This window comes from Mesorhizobium sp. WSM4822 (assembly GCF_055811155.1).
The window spans coordinates 252,359-271,111 of record NZ_JBVVQM010000011.1; the positions used below are offsets into that span (position 1 = coordinate 252,359).

The following is an 18,753-nucleotide window of genomic DNA, read 5'->3' on the forward strand; positions in this document are numbered from 1 at the left end:
AATTTCGATCCTAAGCAAACAAGGGGGAGTTGCCGAGATCTGCAGCCATAACGTCGGCACGAAGGCATCGCGGGCAGAAAATTGCCTGCGGGATAGGCGATATGCCTGATTTTTGTGCGGACGCGGGTGCTGGCGCTGTGTAGGCTCTGGCAGCCCATGCCGCTTCCGGTGCAGCGAATGACGCGAATTTGCATCCCGGTGCGGCGTGGCTTTGAAATCTTATGAGACCGCTTCGAATCCGCTGAATTGGCACAGTTCGTGCTTGATGGAGGCGCAAGCGGGGGGTCACAACCCGTTTTTTTGGCAGTGGAGGCCACTTTTTACATGAAAAAGATCGAAGCGATCATCAAGCCATTCAAGCTGGACGAAGTGAAGGAAGCGCTTCAGGAGGCCGGACTGCAAGGCATAACCGTCACCGAGGCAAAGGGCTTCGGTCGTCAGAAGGGCCATACCGAACTCTACCGCGGCGCCGAATATGTCGTCGATTTCCTGCCCAAGGTGAAGATCGAGGTCGTGCTTGGCGACGACGCGGTCGAAGGCGCCATCGAGGCCATCCGCAAGGCGGCCCAGACGGGCCGCATCGGTGACGGCAAGATCTTCGTCTCCAACATCGAGGAAGTCGTGCGGATCCGCACCGGCGAAACGGGCATGGACGCGGTCTGAACCGACCGCCCCATCCTCCTGAAAACGTCATCATCAAAAAAAGTCATCACACAGGGATACACGACATGACGACAGCCAAAGACATCATGAAGCAGATCAAGGACAACGACGTGAAATTCGTCGACCTGCGCTTCACAGACCCGAAGGGCAAGCTGCAACACGTGACGATGGATGTCATCGAGGTAGAGGAAGACATGTTCGCCGATGGCGTGATGTTCGACGGCTCGTCGATTGCCGGCTGGAAGGCCATCAACGAGTCCGACATGGTGCTGATGCCCGACCCGGAAACGGTTCACATGGATCCGTTCTTCGCCCAGTCAACCATGGTCATCCTGTGCGACATCCTCGATCCGGTTTCGGGTGAATCCTACAACCGCGATCCGCGCGGCACGGCCAAGAAGGCCGAGGCTTACATGAAGGCCGAAGGCATCGGCGACACCATCTTTGTCGGCCCGGAAGCCGAATTTTTCGTCTTCGACGACGTGAAGTACAAGGCCGATCCCTACAACACCGGTTTCAAGCTCGACTCCACGGAACTGCCGTCGAACGACGACACCGACTACGAAACCGGCAATCTCGGCCACCGTCCGCGCGTCAAGGGAGGCTACTTCCCGGTGCCGCCGATCGACAGCGCGCAGGACATGCGCTCGGAAATGCTGACCGTGCTCGCCGAGATGGGCGTGCGCGTCGAAAAGCATCACCATGAGGTGGCGGCGGCGCAGCACGAACTCGGCATCAAGTTCGACGCACTGGTACGCAACGCCGACAAGATGCTGATCTACAAATATGTCGTGCATCAGGTCGCCAATGCCTACGGCAAGACGGCGACCTTCATGCCGAAGCCGATCTTCGGCGACAACGGCTCGGGCATGCACGTCCACATGTCGATCTGGAAGAACGGCAAGCCGACCTTCGCCGGCAATGAATATGCCGGTCTGTCGGAAAGCTGCCTGTTCTTCATCGGCGGCGTCATCAAGCATGCCAAGGCGATCAACGCATTCACCAACCCGCTGACCAATTCCTACAAGCGCCTGGTGCCGGGTTACGAAGCGCCGGTTCTGCTCGCCTATTCGGCGCGCAACCGCTCGGCGTCCTGCCGTATCCCGTTCGGCTCGTCGCCGAAGGCCAAGCGCGTCGAGGTCCGCTTTCCCGATCCGGGCGCGAACCCCTACCTCGCCTTCTCCGCGCTGCTGATGGCCGGCCTCGACGGTATCAAGAACAAGATCCATCCCGGCCAGCCGATGGACAAGGATCTCTACGACCTGCCGCCGAAGGAACTGAAGAAGATCCCGACCGTCTGCGGCTCGCTGCGCGAAGCCCTGCAAAGCCTCGACAAGGACCGCGGCTTCCTGAAAGCCGGCGGCGTCTTCGACGACGACCAGATCGACAGCTACATCGAGCTGAAGATGGCCGAAGTGATGCGCTTCGAAATGACCCCGCATCCGGTCGAATACGATATGTATTACTCTGTCTGAGGCTTCAATCTCAGACTAAGATACGCCATAATAACCAAGCCCTTGAAAGACTTCCCTCTTTCAAGGGCTTTTTGCTGCGCTCCAATAGGAATTGCCAGCCGACCGGCATGTCTCGCCTGCGCGGCAGCCACGCATGGACAGCCATATTGGTCTTTCGTCTTCGACGATCATACGATGCCTGGATTCTAGACCCACGGTCCATCGGAGCGGCCGGCCTGAGCGCGTCGGTCCGGTGACTTCAATCACTACTCGGCGATGTCCGGTGAAGATCAAGGCGGCCGGTCGGTCGCCAACGTTGGAGCCAGGAGCGAGCGGAGCACTGTCTCAGGCTACAGTGACCGCTCGTCCGGCGCCCACGCCAATGCCGCCGTTCAGAAAACCCCGCCCGTCCGAACAGCATTGCGTGACGTAACCCCAAGGCCTGCGAATACGCATGCCGTAGCGTGATCTGTCAACGCTGCAAGCCGGGCCGCGAATGACCGATTCTGCTGTATGAACAGATGCTTATGGAAGGTCCATTGCCCCAGATAAGGGCTGGAAAAGGCGCTTTTCCGGGCTTTATAGGGAGCGATCGCCGGAGGCTCACATGGCTGCGGCCAGAACTTCCGGGCGATTTGCGACCGCGTGAATTCCCTGACTTTTTCTGGGTATGTTTTACCAGGAATGCCGTCAGCCGGGTAACGGCCAAAAAAGAACCCCGGCGCGAAACGCCGGGGTCTTCTTGTCATGCAGTCGAAACGCTTACGCGGCGGCCGAAACCTGAGCGCTTGCCGGAACCGAGGCGATCGTCTTCAGGATCTGCGAGGCGATCTGGTAGGGGTCGCCCTGCGAGTTCGGACGGCGGTCTTCCAGATAACCCTTGTAGTCGCTCTTGATGAAGGAATGCGGCACGCGGATCGAGGCGCCACGGTCGGCAATGCCATAGCTGAACCGGTTCCACGGCGCGGTCTCGTGCTTGCCGGTCAAACGCTTGTCGTTGTCCGGGCCGTAGACGGCGATGTGATCCATCAGGTTCTTGTCGAAGGCCGCCATCAGCGCCTCGAAATAGGCCTTGCCGCCGACTTCGCGCATATAGGCGGTCGAGAAATTGGCGTGCATGCCCGAGCCGTTCCAGTCGGTGTCGCCGAGCGGCTTGCAATGGTATTCAATGTCGATGCCGTACTTCTCGGTCAGGCGCTGCATCAAATAGCGGGCCATCCACATCTGGTCGGCGGCTTTCTTGGAGCCCTTGCCGAAAATCTGGAATTCCCACTGGCCCTTGGCCACTTCGGCGTTGATGCCTTCGTGGTTGATGCCGGCGGCGAGGCAGAGGTCGAGATGCTCCTCGACGATCTGGCGCGCAACGGAGCCGACATTGGAATAGCCGACGCCGGTGTAGTACGGACCCTGGGGTGCGGGATAGCCGCTCTCGGGGAAGCCGAGCGGCCGGCCGTCCTTGTAGAAGAAATATTCCTGCTCGAAGCCGAACCAGGCGCCCTCGTCATCGAGGATGGTGGCGCGCTTGTTGGAGGCATGCGGCGTGACGCCATCGGGCATCATGACTTCGCACATGACCAGCACGCCGTTGGTACGGGCGGGATCCGGATAGACCGCAACCGGCTTCAGCACGCAATCGGAGCTGTGCCCTTCGGCCTGCTGGGTCGAGGAACCATCGAAGCCCCACAGCGGCAACTGCTCGAGATCAGGGAATTCGGCGAATTCCTTGATCTGCGTCTTGCCGCGAAGGTTGGGGACCGGGGTATATCCATCGAGCCAGATATACTCGAGCTTGTATTTCGTCATTCTAGCCTCTCGTTGCTTGATCACCGAACACTGAACGGCGTCGACATGCGTCTGCCGTCAGCAGCCGGCCTGCCGCATTCTTAAAATGCAATTCGTGTGCCATTCTTGGTGTGGAGGGTGCGGCAAAATTGACCCGGTATCCACTCGAAGTCGGTGATCCGCCTAAGCGATGCGTTCCGATCAATCACAGTCGTTCTTTGCACAAATAGTGTGCAAATGCTGATCTTTTCATAGGCATATTGCCTAACTTGATTGCAGACCTTATCTTCAGATCAAGTTGAATCGAAAAGGTTCGGCGGAAGAAAGGAACCCGGCAATGGAAATCATTTCCACACGACCGTCGGCCAAAATTTTGATGTTCCCGGCGCCAGCGCGCCTCTCTGCCTCAAATTTGAGCGGGAAGGCTAAGTTTGCGGCAGAGCTTGCCTCGCTGCGTGGTGCCCGCGCAGACTTCGGCGACGGCTGGTACCATGAGGCAGCCATCGAGGATGAGACCCGGGGCCGCAAGAGCTGACACAAAGGGCAGCAGCCCTCGCCAACGAATTGGCCTGAAAAGAGAAAGCCCGGCGCGATTGCTCGCGCCGGGCTTTCTTTTGAACACCGGGCCTGCCTACTCCTTGGCGTGCAGGTCGGTGCCGAGCGTATCCTTGACGAAGATCATGCCGATGACCAGCGTTATCGCCGCGATCACCACCGGATACCAAAGGCCATAGTAGATGTCGCCCTTGTAGGCGCTGAGCGCGAACACGGTTGCCGGCAACAGGCCGCCGAACCAGCCATTGCCGATGTGATAGGGCAACGACATGCCGGTGTAGCGAATGCGGGTCGGGAACATCTCGACCAGGATCGCCGCGATCGGCCCGTAGACCATGGTCACGAACAGCACCAGGATGAACAGGATGCCGATCGTCATTGGCCAGTTCACTGCTGCAGGATCGGCGAACATGGCGAACGCGCCACCACCCGGAATGTTGTAGACGGTGACTTCGGGTGCGCCCGCCGCCTCGTCGGTGGTCAGCAGCTTGTCCTTGACTGCCTGGTCGATCGGCACCGTCGCCTTCTCACCGGCACGGATGGCAGCGGCATCCAGCTTCAGTTCCGGGTTGGCGGCAACAAACGCATCGAGCTTCTGGTCCGCAACCTTGGCTGCCGCGCGCTTCAGCGGATAGCCGCCGTCCTGCAGCGACATGTTGACGGCCTTGATGAAGGCGGCTTCCTTGGCCTTGGCCTGATCGCCGGCGGCGATGGCGTCATAGGACTCGACCGTCTCGTTGCCGATCTTGACAGATGCGGGTGTGCCGGCGGCGGCCGTCGACACGACGTCATAGGGAACCGAGTTCTTGGTCAGGAACGAGGTCGCGATATCGCAGGATGTCGTGAACTTCGCGGTACCCACCGGATTGAACTGGAACTTGCAATCTCCAGGTGCCGCCGTCACCGTCGCCCGCGTGTTCTGCTGGGCTGTGGCAAGCGCCGGATTGGCAGCCCAGGTCAGTGCCTTGAACAGCGGGAAGGTGCATACAATCGCTAAGGCAAGGCCCGCCATGATGATCGGCTTGCGGCCGATCTTGTCGGAGAGCCAGCCAAAGACGACGAAGAAGATCGAGCCTACTGCCAGGGCGATCGCGATCATGATGTTGACCGATTGCGCGTCGACCTTGAGCACGTTGGTCAGGAAGAACAGCGCGTAGAACTGGCCATTGTACCAGACCACGGCCTGACCGGCGGTGAGGCCGAGCAGCGCCAGCAGTGCGATCTTGGCGTTCTTCCATTGGCCGAAGGCTTCCGTCAGCGGCGCCTTGGAGCCCTTGCCCTCATCCTTCATGCGCTGGAAGGTCGGCGATTCGGAAAGCGAAAGCCGGATCCAGATCGAGATGCCTAGCAGCAGGAAGGATACGAGGAACGGAATACGCCAGCCCCAGGCAGCATAGTTTTCCTTGCTCAATGAAGCCTGTACGATCAGGATCACAACCAGCGACAGGAACAGGCCCAGCGTCGCCGTGGTCTGGATCCACGAGGTATAGTAGCCGCGCCGGTTGTCCGGCGCATGTTCGGCGACGTAAGTGGCCGCGCCGCCATATTCGCCACCCAGTGCCAGGCCCTGCAGCATGCGCAGGATGATCAGGATCACCGGAGCGGCGATGCCCAAGGTCGCATAGCCAGGCAGCAAGCCGACCAGGAAGGTCGACAGGCCCATGATCGTCATGGTGACGAGGAAGGTATATTTACGGCCGACAAGATCGCCGATGCGGCCGAACAGCAATGCGCCGAACGGGCGCACCAGGAAGCCGGCAGCGAAAGCCAGCAGCGCGAAGATATTGCGGGTCGCTTCCGGGATGGCTGGACTGAAAAAGGTCGAACCAATGAACACTGCCAGCGAGCCGTAGAGATAGAAATCATACCATTCGAAAACGGTGCCGAGCGAGGAAGCGAAGATGACTTTCTTCTCCTCCCGCGTCATGGCGCGGCTTGCTCCGCCGGCGGTCGATGCTATTGCCATTTCGTTATCCTCCCGTGAGACCCGTTCTCGATGCTGCGCGACACCGTCCGCGTTCTCCTCCGAGCACGGACTCAACGACAGCCATTCGGGAAAAATGACAGAAAGCGCCCGCCAAAGGCAGCGCGTCTTTGGGATTATGACTTTGGTATTAGGTGCGCTGCGGAATGAAACCGGGCGAGCTGGGAAACCCTTAGCCCTTGAGCGCTTCCAGCAGGCCGACAGCAGCCATCATGTCGTGCTTGCGAGCCGCGCGGCGGGCAACGGCTTCGGCGTCCTGCCCCCAATGCTCGATCTGCCAGTCCTCGTCGACATGAGCCGCGGCCCATGCAGCCTCAGCGTCGATCTCGCCGAAATCGACAGCCAGCGCCAGCAGCGCCGAACCTGTGAGCGACGTCATCACATGGATGGCGGCGAGACGCAGCGGCTCTGTTCGCTTGGCAAGATGGCTGCCCAGCACCGCGATGGTCTCACGCGGCTGCTCGACATGGATGATGCCCTCGGCGAGATTGAAGCGCACCCCAAGTGTTCCCCTCGCCCAGTCTATCACCGAGTCCCAATGCTGGTTCTGCCGCTCCACCAGCCCTTGCGGCGCGTCGGCGCGGTAACAGAGCAGATCGGACGAGGCGAAGCGCAGAATGTCTTCCAGCACCGCCTGCGGGTCGCTGGCGACGCCATCGATGGCGGTGTTCACAAGCCGCATCACCGGCATGGTCACCGGATTGATGGTCTCGCTTTGGGTGGCGAACTCGTCGGCGACGAGCGCGGCTGCCGCCTCGGTAGGCACTGCCAGCAGCGCCTTGCCCGGCGTGCGCACCGGCTTGCCGTCGAGATGCACGGCAAAGCCGCCTTCGACCGGCGCGACCGAGACGGTCTTGTAGAAGCGCTTCGGCAGAGGCGTCTTCATCTGGATTTGGGCGCGGCGCACCGGATCCGGATCCGAAAGATATTTGCCCGCTTCAAGGTCGTTGAGGATGTCACGCATAGAAGGTCTCTCTTACACCGGCGTCAGCTTGCGCACTGGCCGGTTGACGATGATCAGGCCGGCGGCAATCAGGCCAAGTGCCAGGAAAATGCGCATGGTCAGCGGCTCATTCAAGAACATGGCGCCGCACAGCACGCCGAAAACCGGCGACAGGAAAGTGAAACTGGACAGGCCTGACGCCGGATAGCGCCGCAACAGCCAGAACCACAGCACATAGGTGAAGGCGACGATGTAGACAGCCTGGAATAGCAGCGCCAAGGTCGGCAGCACGGTCGGGTCGCGAACGGGCGGGCCGGCGAGAGGCAGCACCAATATGCCGACGATCGCTGCCCCGGCGAGTTGGTAAAGCAGAAGCTTCTCGGCGCTCGCCTCGACCAGCTTCGACCGCTTGATGAGGATGTTGGTCAAAGCCCAGAAGAATCCGGAGCCGAGGCTCAGCAGATCGCCGAACAGCATGTCTCCGCCGCCGCCAAGCTTGTCGGAAAACACCGCGACAAGGCCGGCAAAGGCCAGCAGCAGGCCAAGGAATTTCCTCAATGTGATCTGCTCACCGAGCAGGAAATGGCCGCCGAGCAGCATCCAGAACGGCATCGTGTTGACCAGCAGCGTGTTGCGGGCAACGGTCGTATGCTCCAGGCCGACATAAAGGCAAAGGAACTCGATGCCGAAAAGCGCGCCAACCACGATGCCGGCGAGCAAGGTCCCGTCGCGCGTGAAAAGCGCGATGCCGCGCCACCGGCACCAGGCAAAGACACACAGGCCGCCGATGATCGAGCGCGCGATCGACAGGAAGACCGGGTCATAACCAGCGTAGGAGATCTTGGCGGCGACGTAATTCAACCCCCAGGAAAAGGTCAGCCCGACCATGATGGCGGCGGCGGCCATGTCGACCGTGTCGCGCCGGTCGAGCGCGTCACTGGCGCCGCTCACGATCAGTCCTCCGCGCTGGCGTCGTCGAAGCCGATCAGGTTCCAGCTCTGGCGCATGTGCGGCGGCATTGGCGCGGTGACATCGATGACGCCCTTGTCGGGATGCGGAATGATGATGCGGCGGGCGTGCAGATGCAGGCGGTTTTGAATGCCCCCTGGAAAGTCCCAGTTGGTGTCGGCCTCGAAATATTTCGGATCGCCCAGGATCGGGCAGCCGATGTAGGCGGCGTGGACACGAAGCTGGTGGGTGCGGCCCGTATAGGGCTCCATTTCAAGCCAGGTCATCGTCTGCGCAGCCTGCTCGATGATGCGGTAGTAGGAGACGGCGTGATCGGCGCCCTTTTCGCCATGCGCGGCGACACGCACGCGGTCACCGTCCGGCGTCGGCTCCTTGATCAGCCAGGTCGAGATCTTGTCCTCGCGCTTGGGCGGCACGCCCTTGACCAGCGCCCAATAGGTCTTCTTGGTCTCGCGGGCGCGAAACGCTTCCGAGAGCTTCATGGCGGCCAGCCGGGTGCGGGCGACGACCAGAACACCTGAAGTGTCGCGGTCGAGCCTGTGAACCAGTCTGGGCTTCTCGCCCTTCTGGCTGCGCCAGGCCTCCAGCATGTCGTCGACATTGCGGGTGACGCCCGAGCCGCCCTGCACCGCAAGGCCCGCCGGCTTGTTGAAGACGAAAACCTTGGGATCTTCATGGATCAGCATTTTCGACAGGACATCGGCATCGCCCTGGTTGCGGATCGAGTGGCCGGTCAGCGCACTCTCGCCCTTCTTGTCGACCTCGAGCGGTGGGACGCGAACCATCTGGCCGGGCTCGACACGGGTGTCGGCCTTGACCCGTCCGCCATCGACGCGGATCTGGCCGGAGCGCAGAAGCTTCTGCAAATGGCCGAAACCAAGGCCCGGGAAATGGGTCTTGAACCAGCGGTCGAGCCGCATGCCCGCCTCGCCGGCCTCCACCGTGATCTGTTCAACGCCTGCCATGTTTTTTGTCGCTTATCCGTTTCCCGAGCGAAGCTCGGCCTGTTCTTGGCGCGGCAATAGCACTAAGGCAGGCTTCTTGCGAGCCAAAGTCCCAGAAACAGGGCGATAATGGCGCCAATGACGCTGGCAAGGGCATAAGCCAGCGCAGGCAGCGTGGCTCCCCGCTCCCACAGCGTCGCGAAATCGAGCGAAAAGGCGGAGAAGGTGGTGAAGCCGCCGAGAATGCCGGTAGCAACGAACAGCCTGACCTCGTTCGATCCGCCACGGCGCATCATGGAGGCGATGAACAGCCCCATGGCGAAGGAGCCAATGATGTTGATGGCCATCGTGCCCCAGGGATAGCTGGGGCCGACAAAACGCAGCGCGCCGATGTTGGTAAGGTGACGAATTCCGGCACCGATGCCGCCACCGACGACGACGAGAAACAGATTGAACATCTTCGGTACTTCCCCGGGCTATTCAAATTCAGCCGATGCCGCCAGCTGCATTGAGCGATTGCCTGCTCAGGTCGTCTCGGCATTCTTCGGCTTGGTCGAACCGATCATCTTCCAGTTCTTGTAGAACATGGAATTGATGCGCTCGACGCTGACCGAGACGATTGAGAGCATACCCGCGATCAGTCTGGGAACCGGAGACGGCCGGATGATGTCCATGAACACGCAGTAGCGGCGTCCGTCATACTCGTTGACCGAGCGATGCAGCAGCGTGTCGTCGAAGATGAACAGCGGATTGTCGTACCAATAATTCTTGACGTTGCCGCACTCGACGAAAATCTCCGACTTAACCGGGATCAGATTGTAGAGGATGCGCAGGCTGAGCCGCAGCGGGCCGAAATGCCAGGACGTCGATTCGCGCTTGCTGAAGACGGAAACGGCTATGGTCTTGATGTATTTGAAATCCTTGTTGAACTCGGCGACGTTGTCGATCCTGTGCTTACCGTACCACTGGTAGACATACATGCCGCGCCGGCCGGCGCCGAAATTGGCGTCGATATCGGCAATGATCTCATCTTTGCGCGCCTTGAAGATGTCCAGGACCTCGTTGACCTCGCGCTGATAGTCGGCGGGAAACTGCTCCAGCTTCCAGACACCTGGATTTCTGTAGCACAAGAGGTCGACCAGCAGATTGAACGGCGAAAGCAGCCAGGTGAACAGGCCGTTGCCGAGAAAATAGCCTGAGAACAGCGACAGATCCTTGCGGTCGTTGCGCAGCACGTCGATCAGGCCGCAGATGATGAAGATCGTCGTCAGGATGGGAATGAAATAGAAGCCAAGGGCGAGAAGCGGGATGGCAATGGCGAATTTGCGAAGGGACTTGCGAAGGGTTTTTGTCATTTTTCCACGCGCGGAGCGCGATCCTGTTGCGAATGAAGTGCCCAAATCACGGCAACGACCACCGCCCGGTCGTGCGCCTTGATAAGGTTTTTTGGGTTACCACACAACGGCCCTGCTATCGCGGCCGGCTGGCTGCCTGGCGGATCTGGTCAACGGCCTCACGCAAGCCTGCTACTCCCGCTCCTTGCGCAGCTTCGCCCAATAGTCGAGCCGCTTCCTGATGTCGCGCTCGAAGCCGCGCTCGGGCGGATCATAGAAGGTCTGGCGGCCCATCTTCTCGGGAAAATAATCCTGCCCCGAAAAGGCATCCGGCTCGTCATGGTCGTAACGATAGCCGGCGCCGTAATCCTCCTCTTTCATCAGCTTTGTCGGTGCGTTGAGGATGTGCTTGGGCGGCAGCAGCGAGCCGTGTTCCTTCGCGGCCCGCGTGGCAGCCTTGAAAGCATTGTAGACGGCGTTGGATTTGGGCGCGGTGGCGAGATAGACGGTGGCCTCGGCAAACGCCAACTCGCCCTCGGGCGAGCCGAGATAGTCGTAGGCATCCTTGGCGGCATTGGCGACGACAAGCGCCTGCGGGTCGGCAAGGCCGATGTCTTCCATCGCCATGCGCACCAGCCGGCGGCCTAGATAGAGCGGATCCTCGCCCGCATCGAACATGCGTGCGAGATAGTAGAGAGCCGCGTCAGGGTCTGAACCGCGTACCGATTTGTGCAGCGCCGAGATCAGATTGTAATGGCCGTCCTGGCCCTTGTCGTAGATCGGCGCGCGGCGCTGGACGATGCGCTGCAGTCCCTCGGGATCGAAGACCTCGCCGGGTTTGGCTGCCCGCCAGACTTCTTCCGCGAGCGTCAGCGAGGCCCGGCCGTCGCCATCGCTCATGCGGATGAGCATGGTCCGCGCCTCGTCGTCGAGCGGCAGCGCCCTGCCCTCGGTCTCCTCCGCCCGCACCATCAGCTTGGAGATGCTCTCCTCGCCAAGCGAATGGAAGACCAGAACGCGCGCGCGTGACAACAAAGCGGCATTCAGTTCGAAGGACGGGTTTTCGGTCGTGGCGCCAACCAGCACGACTGTCCCGTCCTCCATGACCGGGAGAAAGCTGTCCTGCTGGGCACGGTTGAAGCGATGGATCTCGTCGACGAACAGCAAGGTCTGGCGGCCATTGGTGCGGCGCAATTTGGCCGCTTCGAACACCTTTTTCAGGTCGGCGACGCCGGAAAAGACAGCCGATATCTGCTCGAAGGCCAGGCTGGTTTCGCCGGCAAGCAGGCGCGCCACGGTGGTCTTGCCGGTGCCGGGCGGCCCCCAGAAGATCATCGAGCCGAGCGAGCCGGAACCGATCAACCGGGTCAGCGCGCCGTCAGGGCCGGTCAGATGCTCCTGGCCGACGACCTCGCCAAGGTTTCTCGGCCGCAGCCTGTCGGCCAGCGGCCGCCCAGGCGGGGTCTTTTCCGGTTCATCGACGCTGAACAGATCGGCCATGCACTTCTTTTTCGTTGGAGCATGAGCCCGAATGCACGGAACCCAGCCCTAATAACGCAACACCTGACGCATTATCTGCCCGCCACGCTCGACGGTAAAGCGCCACCAGCGCGTATCCGTCCTGGCCGCCAACTCCAGGGTCGCCGCGGTATCGATGGTGGTGCCGTTCACCTCGCGCACGATGTCGCCCGGCTGGAAGCCGAAATCGGCGGCCGGAGAATCACGGTTGATGTCGACCACGGTGACGCCCTTGATGTCCGTGCGCAGGCCAAGCCGCTGCGCGAGCCGGGGCGACAGCTCCGCGACCTTGGCGCCCGAAAACGGGCTGCGGCCATGCAGCGTCACCTCGGCAGCTTTCATGCCTTCCGGAGCACGCTCCAGCGCAATATCCATCGCCGCCTGCTGGCCCTTGGTCAAAACCGCGAAATTGGCGGTGGTGCCGATCGACAGCGTCGCCATCCGGTAGTCCAGCGCTTCGATGCTCTCGACCGGCTTGCCATTGAGTTGCAGCACCACGTCGCCGGGCTTGAGTCCTGCCTTGCCGGCCGGACCGGTCGCCTCGACCGACGAGACCAGCGCACCGGTCGGCTTCTCCATGCCGAGCGATTCGGCGATCTGCGGCGTCACCGATTCGAACTCGGCGCCGATATAGGGCCGTTCGAAGAAGTCGAGCCCGGCCTTGGCCGCGTCGGCAAAAGCGCGGACCATATTCGAGGGAATGGCGAAGCCGATGCCGATCGAACCGCCACTGCGGCTGTAGATGGCGGTGTTGATGCCGACCAGCTGGCCGCCCATGTTGATCAGCGCACCGCCGGAATTGCCCGGATTGATGGCGGCGTCGGTCTGGATGAAGAAGCTGGAATCGGAGACGCCGATATGGCTGCGGGCCAGGGCCGAGACGATGCCGCTGGTGGTGGTTTGGCCGACGCCGAAGGGGTTGCCGATGGCCAGCAGCAGGTCGCCGACCTCGAGCGCGTCGGAATCGCCGATGGCGATAACCGGAAACGGCTTGTCCGAGGTGATCTTGAGCACGGCAAGGTCGAGTGTCTCGTCCTTGAGCAGCACCTTGCTGTCGAACTCACGCCCATCAGCGGTCGCCACCTTGACCCGGTCGGCATCCTTGATGACGTGGTAATTGGTGACCACGACGCCGGTCGGATCGACCAGCACGCCGGAGCCGAGCGAAGACTGCGCACGCGGCTGCGAGCGACCGAAGAATTCCTCGAAGAACGGATCGCCATCGAAAGGCGACGTGACCTTGGCCGTCTGCGAGGCATAGACGTTGACCACGGCCGGGGCTGTCTGCTTGACCAGCGGCGCAAACGACAATTGCACCTCCTCGCGGCCGAAGGGTACGCGCTTGTCGGGACCAGCCGTGGCGTTTTCGCCTTCCACGCCATGCAGCAGGTCGGTCAGCACATCGGACAGGCCGGGATCGGTCTTCGTCTCCTCGGCCAATGCCTGCCTGACCACCGGTGCGGCCGCAAACGCCATGATGGCGAAAAGCAGAACAAAGGGCAGTCTTCTGGCGCGCATTCGCGAATCCTCCAAGGCAAGTTCGGGGGCATTGTCCCGACGATTGTGCAAAATGAAAGGCTAAGCCGCTGAAATCCGACTATTTTGGGCCAAAACCCCAGGGGCAAGCCAGGAAATCGGATTCCGCCGCGGTTTGCTGCTTTCAGAAAACAAAAAGGGGCCCGCAGGCCCCTTTGAACTCATTTGGGAAAACCGAGCCTTATGCGGCTGCGGCGTCCGTGTCAGCGCTTTCGGCTTCGATGCGAGCGCGGTCGCCGGCGCCTTTGGCCGAAACGTCGCGATCGACGAACTCGATGACGGCCATGGCGGCGTTGTCACCGTGACGGAAGCCCGCCTTCATGATGCGCAGATAGCCGCCATTGCGGTTGGCGTAGCGCGGCGCGATGGTGTCGAACAGACGCTTGACGACGCCTTCATTGCCGATCTGGGCAATGACCTGGCGGCGGGCATGCAGGTCGCCGCGCTTGCCGAGCGTCACCAGCTTCTCGACGATCGGACGCAGGTCCTTCGCCTTCGGCAAGGTCGTGACGATCTGCTCGTGCTCGAGCAGCGACACGGCGAGGTTGGCGAACATCGACTTGCGATGGCTAATGCTTCGGGCGAAGCGACGGCCTTTGAAACCGTGGCGCATGGCTCTTTTCCTTCTTCAGTTGTTCAAGAGGCCGCGGCCTCTGATGGTTTTCCGCATGACCGTCGGATCGAGCGGCCCACGCCGCCCATCCTTGGAATTCATGCTCAATATTGGTCTTCGTAACGCTTAGCGAGATCTTCGATGTTTTCCGGCGGCCAGTCCGGCACTTCCATGCCGAGGTGCAGGCCCATCGCCGCCAGGACTTCCTTGATCTCGTTCAGCGACTTGCGGCCGAAGTTCGGGGTGCGCAGCATCTCGGCTTCGGTCTTCTGGATCAGGTCGCCGATATAGACGATGTTGTCGTTCTTCAGGCAGTTGGCCGAACGCACCGAAAGCTCGAGTTCGTCGACCTTCTTGAGCAGCGCCGGGTTGAAGGCGAGCTCGGTGACGGCCTCGGCGGCGACTTCCTTCTGCGGCTCGTCGAAGTTGACGAACAGGCCGAGCTGGTCCTGCAGGATGCGGGCGGCGAAAGCCACCGCGTCCTCGCCGGTGATCGAACCGTCGGTGTCGATCGTCATGGTCAGCTTGTCATAGTCGAGAACCTGGCCCTCGCGGGTGTTCTCGACCTTGTAGGAGACCTTCTTGACCGGCGAATAAAGGCTGTCGACCGGGATCAAGCCGATCGGCGCGTCTTCGGCGCGGTTGCGGTCGGCCGGCACGTAACCCTTGCCGGTGTCGACGGTGAATTCCATGCGGATTTCAGCGCCTTCGTCCAGCGTGCAGATGACGTGGTCGGGGTTGAGGATCTCGACGTCGCCAACCGTCTGGATGTCGCCGGCAAGAACAGCACCCGGTCCCTGCTTGCGAACGACCATGCGCTTGGGACCATCGCCTTCCATGCGGATGGCGATTTCCTTGATATTCAAGACGATGTCGGTCACGTCCTCGCGCACGCCAGCGATGGACGAGAATTCATGCAGAACGCCGTCGATCTGCACGGCGGTAACAGCCGCACCGCGCAGCGAAGACAGAAGCACGCGGCGCAGCGCGTTGCCCAGCGTCAGGCCAAAGCCACGCTCGAGAGGCTCGGCGACCAGCGTGGTCAGCGTCTTCTTCTTCGACGAGAACTCGATCTTGTTCGGCTTGATCAGTTCCTGCCAATTTTTCTGGATCATGATGCTTTCCTTCCGTTGACCCGCCACCATCCAATCGTGGCGGGCGACCTGGAATGCCGCGGAGGAGCGCCCAAGGGCGCTCGCGCGGCGTTCGGTAAATGCTTAGACGCGACGCTTCTTGCGCGGGCGGCAGCCATTGTGCGGGATCGGCGTCACATCACGGATCGAGGTGATGGTGAAGCCGGCCGCCTGCAGGGCGCGCAATGCCGATTCACGACCGGAGCCGGGTCCGCAGACCTCGACTTCGAGCATGCGCATGCCGTGTTCCTGGGCCTTCTTGGCAACATCCTCGGCAGCCATCTGGGCAGCGAACGGGGTCGACTTGCGCGAACCCTTAAAGCCCTGGGCACCGGCCGACGACCAGGCAATCGAATTGCCCTGCGCGTCGGTGATGGTGATCATCGTGTTGTTGAAGGTCGAATTGACGTGGGCAACGCCCGACGAGATGTTCTTGCGTTCGCGACGGCGAACACGAGCGGCTTCCTTGGCCATGATAGTCCTTTCAGTTGATCTCTACACCGCCGTAATGCCAGCGGCTCCACCTTGGAAAGCGAGTAGTGAGTAGGGAATAGCGAGTAGGGATCCCTACTCGCTAATGGCTACTCGCTATTCGCTCACTTACTTCTTCTTGCCGGCGATCGACTTGGCCGGGCCCTTGCGGGTGCGCGCATTGGTATGCGTGCGCTGGCCGCGGACCGGCAGCGAGCGGCGGTGACGCAGGCCGCGGTAGCAGCCGAGGTCCATGAGCCGCTTGATGTTCATCGAGACTTCGCGGCGCAGGTCGCCTTCAACCTGGTAATCGCGGTCGATGGTTTCGCGGATCTGCAGCACTTCCGCGTCGGTCAGCTGGTTGACGCGGCGCTCGGCCGGGATGCCGACCTTGTCGACGATCTCCTGGGCGAACCGCTTGCCAATGCCGTGAATGTACTGAAGCGCAATGACAACGCGCTTGTTGGTCGGAATGTTGACGCCGGCTATACGAGCCATGTTCTTCCCTTCTCCATGTGGGCCGGCCAATCCTCAAAAACGAGGCGGGCACGGCGCTGTCTTAAGTTGCCCCGCGTCCGGTGGAGGCCGGCCCATGCGGGAGTTTCCAGTTCAATGCGGCTGCCTTGCCCTTGCGGACAAGCAAAGCTCATGCCTGATAGGAAGACGGGCCGCCATACCGCAGCGAACCGCCTCCGTCAAGTGCAATCGTTAATTTCCCCGCACTGCGTCCTTGAGCACCGCTTCGATCTGTTCCGTCACGGCGTCGATATCGGCCATGCCGTCGACACTGCGGAGCTTGCCCTTGGCATAGTAGTAGCCAATCAGCGGCGACGTCTTCTTGTAGTATTCCCTCAGGCGCTCTTCGAACACGGTCGGGTTGTCGTCCTTGCGAACGGGAAGACCGGCGGCCTGCGCCTCGTCGGCGCGCTTGACGATCCGGCCAACCAGGGCCTTGTCGTCGACCACGAGCTCAATGACGGCGTCGAGGCCCTGGGAGCGATCCGACAGCATCTGCTCGACCGCATCCGCCTGCACCAGGGTCCGCGGATAGCCGTCGAGGATGAACCCCTTGGCGCAGTCGGGCTGATCGATACGCTCGGCGACGATCGCGTTGACGATCGCATCGGACACCAGTTCACCGGCATCCATCACCGCCTTGGCGCGCTTGCCGACTTCGGTGCCTGCCTGGACGGCAGCACGCAGCATATCGCCCGTCGAGAGCTGGGGTATGCCGTGTTTTTCTACCAGTCTTTGTGCTTGCGTCCCCTTGCCCGCTCCTGGCGGCCCAAGCAATATCAACCTCATCTGGCTTTCTTCCCCCCGCGCAGCTTCGACTTCTTGATCAGGCCTTCATACTGGTGCGCGATCAGGTGGCCCTGAATCTGCGCAACCGTATCGAGCGTGACACTGACCACGATCAGAAGCGATGTGCCACCAAGGTAGAATGGTACGCCAGTCGCCGAGATCAGGAACTCCGGCAACAGGCACACCAGCACCAGATAGATGGCGCCGACGACGGTGATGCGGGTGAGAACGTAATCGATGTAATCGGCGGTGCGCTCGCCCGGACGATAGCCCGGGATGAAGCCCGAATGCTTCTTGAGCTGGTCGGCGGTTTCCTTCGGGTTGAAGACAATCGCAGTGTAGAAGAAGGCGAAGAACGCGATCATCGCCGCATAGAATGCCATATAGAGCGGCTGGCCGTGGCCGAGTGCGGCCAGGATCGTGCTTGCCCAGGCCGGCATGTTGGTCGTCTGCGAGAAGCCCGCGACGGTGGCCGGCAGCAACAGCAGCGACGAGGCGAAGATCGGTGGAATGACGCCCGCCGTATTGAGCTTCAGCGGCAGGTGCGATGTATCGCCCTGGAACATGCGGTTGCCGACCTGGCGCTTCGGATACTGGATCAGCAAGCGGCGCTGGGCGCGCTCGAAGAACACGATGAGCGCAATGACGACGACGGCGAGCACGATGATCGCCAGGATCAGGCCGGTCGACAGCGCGCCGGTGCGGCCAAGCTCCAGCGTGCCGGAGATGGCGTGCGGCAGGCCGGCGACGATGCCGGAGAAGATGATCAGCGAAATGCCGTTGCCGATGCCGCGGGCGGTGATCTGCTCGCCGAGCCACATCAGGAACATGGTGCCGCCGAGCAGCGTGAGGACGGTCGAGACGCGGAAGAACATGCCGGGATCGCTGACGATGCCGTTGCCGCCTTCCAGACCGACAGAAATGCCATAGGCCTGAACCAGCCCAAGCAGCACGGTACCGTAGCGCGTGTACTGGTTGATGACCTTGCGGCCCTGCTCGCCTTCCTTCTTCAGCGCTTCCAGGGACGGGATGACCGAAGTCATCAGCTGCATGATGATGGAGGCGGAGATGTAAGGCATGATGCCGAGCGCGAAGATCGCCATGCGCTCCACGGCGCCGCCGGCGAACATGTTGAACATGCCAAGCACGCCCTTGCTCTGCGAGGAGAAGGCCTGGGCGAAGGCGTCGGGATTGATGCCGGGAAGCGGGATGTAGGTGCCGAGGCGATAGACGAGCAACGCGCCGATCGTGAACCAGATGCGCTTCTTCAAATCCTCCGCCTTGGCGAAGGCCGAGAAATTCAGATTCGAGGCTAATTGTTCAGCAGCCGAAGCCATGCCTGATTCTCCGCTTGGTAACGCTTGATGGCCCTGAGGTCAGGCGGCGCGTTTCACCGAAGCTCACGAGATAAGCTCCGGGCTCTAAACATGCAAGCGGCCGCGGTGACGCGGCCCCCACGGCGAGCAGATAAAAACGCAATAGTGAGCAAAAACGGATACCCCACCAGCCGAGAGCGCGTCAAAATTACGTTAAAAGGCAGCAGGCATTT

General features: G+C 61.3%; 18 protein-coding genes. 3 read left to right on the top strand and 15 right to left on the bottom strand.

Translation table 11 applies throughout. From position 1 onward, the window contains the following. Positions 1-324: 324 nt before the first annotated feature. Both AC0L3E_RS24865 and glnA read left to right on the top strand, forming a co-directional pair. A complete protein-coding gene (locus tag AC0L3E_RS24865) occupies positions 325-663 on the top strand; it encodes a P-II family nitrogen regulator (RefSeq protein ID WP_006205430.1) in 339 nt (112 codons plus the stop codon). Between the two features lie 65 nt (positions 664-728). Next, positions 729-2,138: a type I glutamate--ammonia ligase gene (glnA, locus tag AC0L3E_RS24870; RefSeq protein ID WP_127269124.1), complete on the top strand. Its 1,410-nt coding sequence runs from the start codon at positions 729-731 to the stop codon at positions 2,136-2,138. A 741-nt stretch (positions 2,139-2,879) separates the two neighbouring features. Here glnA and AC0L3E_RS24875 read toward each other — a convergent pair. Then, positions 2,880-3,920 (bottom strand): glutamine synthetase beta-grasp domain-containing protein, encoded by a 1,041-nt coding sequence (locus tag AC0L3E_RS24875; RefSeq protein ID WP_127260164.1) that lies wholly within the window; start codon positions 3,918-3,920, stop codon positions 2,880-2,882. Between the two features lie 316 nt (positions 3,921-4,236). Between AC0L3E_RS24875 and AC0L3E_RS24880 the strand changes: the two genes are divergently transcribed. Then, positions 4,237-4,434: a DUF2735 domain-containing protein gene (locus tag AC0L3E_RS24880; protein WP_128308771.1), complete on the top strand. Its 198-nt coding sequence runs from the start codon at positions 4,237-4,239 to the stop codon at positions 4,432-4,434. Between the two features lie 96 nt (positions 4,435-4,530). Here the strand turns inward: AC0L3E_RS24880 and AC0L3E_RS24885 are convergent, their stop codons facing one another. From AC0L3E_RS24885 to secY, 14 genes are all read right to left on the bottom strand, one after another. Next, entirely contained in the window at positions 4,531-6,420 is a 1,890-nt protein-coding gene (locus AC0L3E_RS24885; RefSeq protein ID WP_127321607.1) for an MFS transporter, read from the bottom strand. A gap of 190 nt (positions 6,421-6,610) precedes the next feature. Continuing rightward, positions 6,611-7,402, bottom strand: a complete 792-nt coding sequence (locus AC0L3E_RS24890; protein ID WP_128308772.1) for an ATP12 family chaperone protein — start codon at positions 7,400-7,402, stop codon at positions 6,611-6,613. A gap of 12 nt (positions 7,403-7,414) precedes the next feature. Then, positions 7,415-8,287 (bottom strand): DMT family transporter, encoded by an 873-nt coding sequence (locus tag AC0L3E_RS24895; protein WP_164748929.1) that lies wholly within the window; start codon positions 8,285-8,287, stop codon positions 7,415-7,417. A 47-nt stretch (positions 8,288-8,334) separates the two neighbouring features. Next, positions 8,335-9,315: an RluA family pseudouridine synthase gene (locus tag AC0L3E_RS24900; RefSeq protein WP_127271590.1), complete on the bottom strand. Its 981-nt coding sequence runs from the start codon at positions 9,313-9,315 to the stop codon at positions 8,335-8,337. A gap of 62 nt (positions 9,316-9,377) precedes the next feature. Further along, a complete protein-coding gene (gene crcB / locus AC0L3E_RS24905) occupies positions 9,378-9,752 on the bottom strand; it encodes a fluoride efflux transporter CrcB (protein WP_127268771.1) in 375 nt (124 codons plus the stop codon). 66 nt (positions 9,753-9,818) lie between these two features. After that, complete coding sequence (locus AC0L3E_RS24910; RefSeq protein ID WP_127396447.1) at positions 9,819-10,649, bottom strand: aspartyl/asparaginyl beta-hydroxylase domain-containing protein; 831 nt, start codon at positions 10,647-10,649, stop codon at positions 9,819-9,821. Positions 10,650-10,820: 171 nt separating this feature from the next. Further along, complete coding sequence (locus tag AC0L3E_RS24915; protein WP_127268774.1) at positions 10,821-12,128, bottom strand: replication-associated recombination protein A; 1,308 nt, start codon at positions 12,126-12,128, stop codon at positions 10,821-10,823. Positions 12,129-12,176: 48 nt separating this feature from the next. Then, positions 12,177-13,664 (bottom strand): DegQ family serine endoprotease, encoded by a 1,488-nt coding sequence (locus AC0L3E_RS24920; protein ID WP_127330906.1) that lies wholly within the window; start codon positions 13,662-13,664, stop codon positions 12,177-12,179. A gap of 199 nt (positions 13,665-13,863) precedes the next feature. Beyond that, positions 13,864-14,295 (bottom strand): 50S ribosomal protein L17, encoded by a 432-nt coding sequence (rplQ, locus tag AC0L3E_RS24925; protein WP_128289223.1) that lies wholly within the window; start codon positions 14,293-14,295, stop codon positions 13,864-13,866. Between the two features lie 104 nt (positions 14,296-14,399). Further along, on the bottom strand, positions 14,400-15,410 hold the full coding sequence (locus AC0L3E_RS24930; RefSeq protein ID WP_023812081.1) for a DNA-directed RNA polymerase subunit alpha: 1,011 nt from the start codon (positions 15,408-15,410) through the stop codon (positions 14,400-14,402). 102 nt (positions 15,411-15,512) lie between these two features. Beyond that, a complete protein-coding gene (rpsK, locus tag AC0L3E_RS24935; RefSeq protein WP_006205444.1) occupies positions 15,513-15,902 on the bottom strand; it encodes a 30S ribosomal protein S11 in 390 nt (129 codons plus the stop codon). Between the two features lie 126 nt (positions 15,903-16,028). Beyond that, positions 16,029-16,397 carry a 30S ribosomal protein S13 gene (rpsM, locus tag AC0L3E_RS24940; RefSeq protein WP_013531437.1) on the bottom strand — a complete coding sequence of 123 codons (369 nt, stop codon included), beginning with the start codon at positions 16,395-16,397 and terminating at the stop codon, positions 16,029-16,031. A gap of 210 nt (positions 16,398-16,607) precedes the next feature. Next, entirely contained in the window at positions 16,608-17,204 is a 597-nt protein-coding gene (locus tag AC0L3E_RS24945; RefSeq protein WP_013531436.1) for an adenylate kinase, read from the bottom strand. Further along, positions 17,201-18,541, bottom strand: a complete 1,341-nt coding sequence (gene secY / locus AC0L3E_RS24950; RefSeq protein ID WP_128308891.1) for a preprotein translocase subunit SecY — start codon at positions 18,539-18,541, stop codon at positions 17,201-17,203. The genes AC0L3E_RS24945 and secY overlap by 4 nt, the downstream gene beginning before the upstream one ends. Positions 18,542-18,753 lie beyond the last annotated feature (212 nt).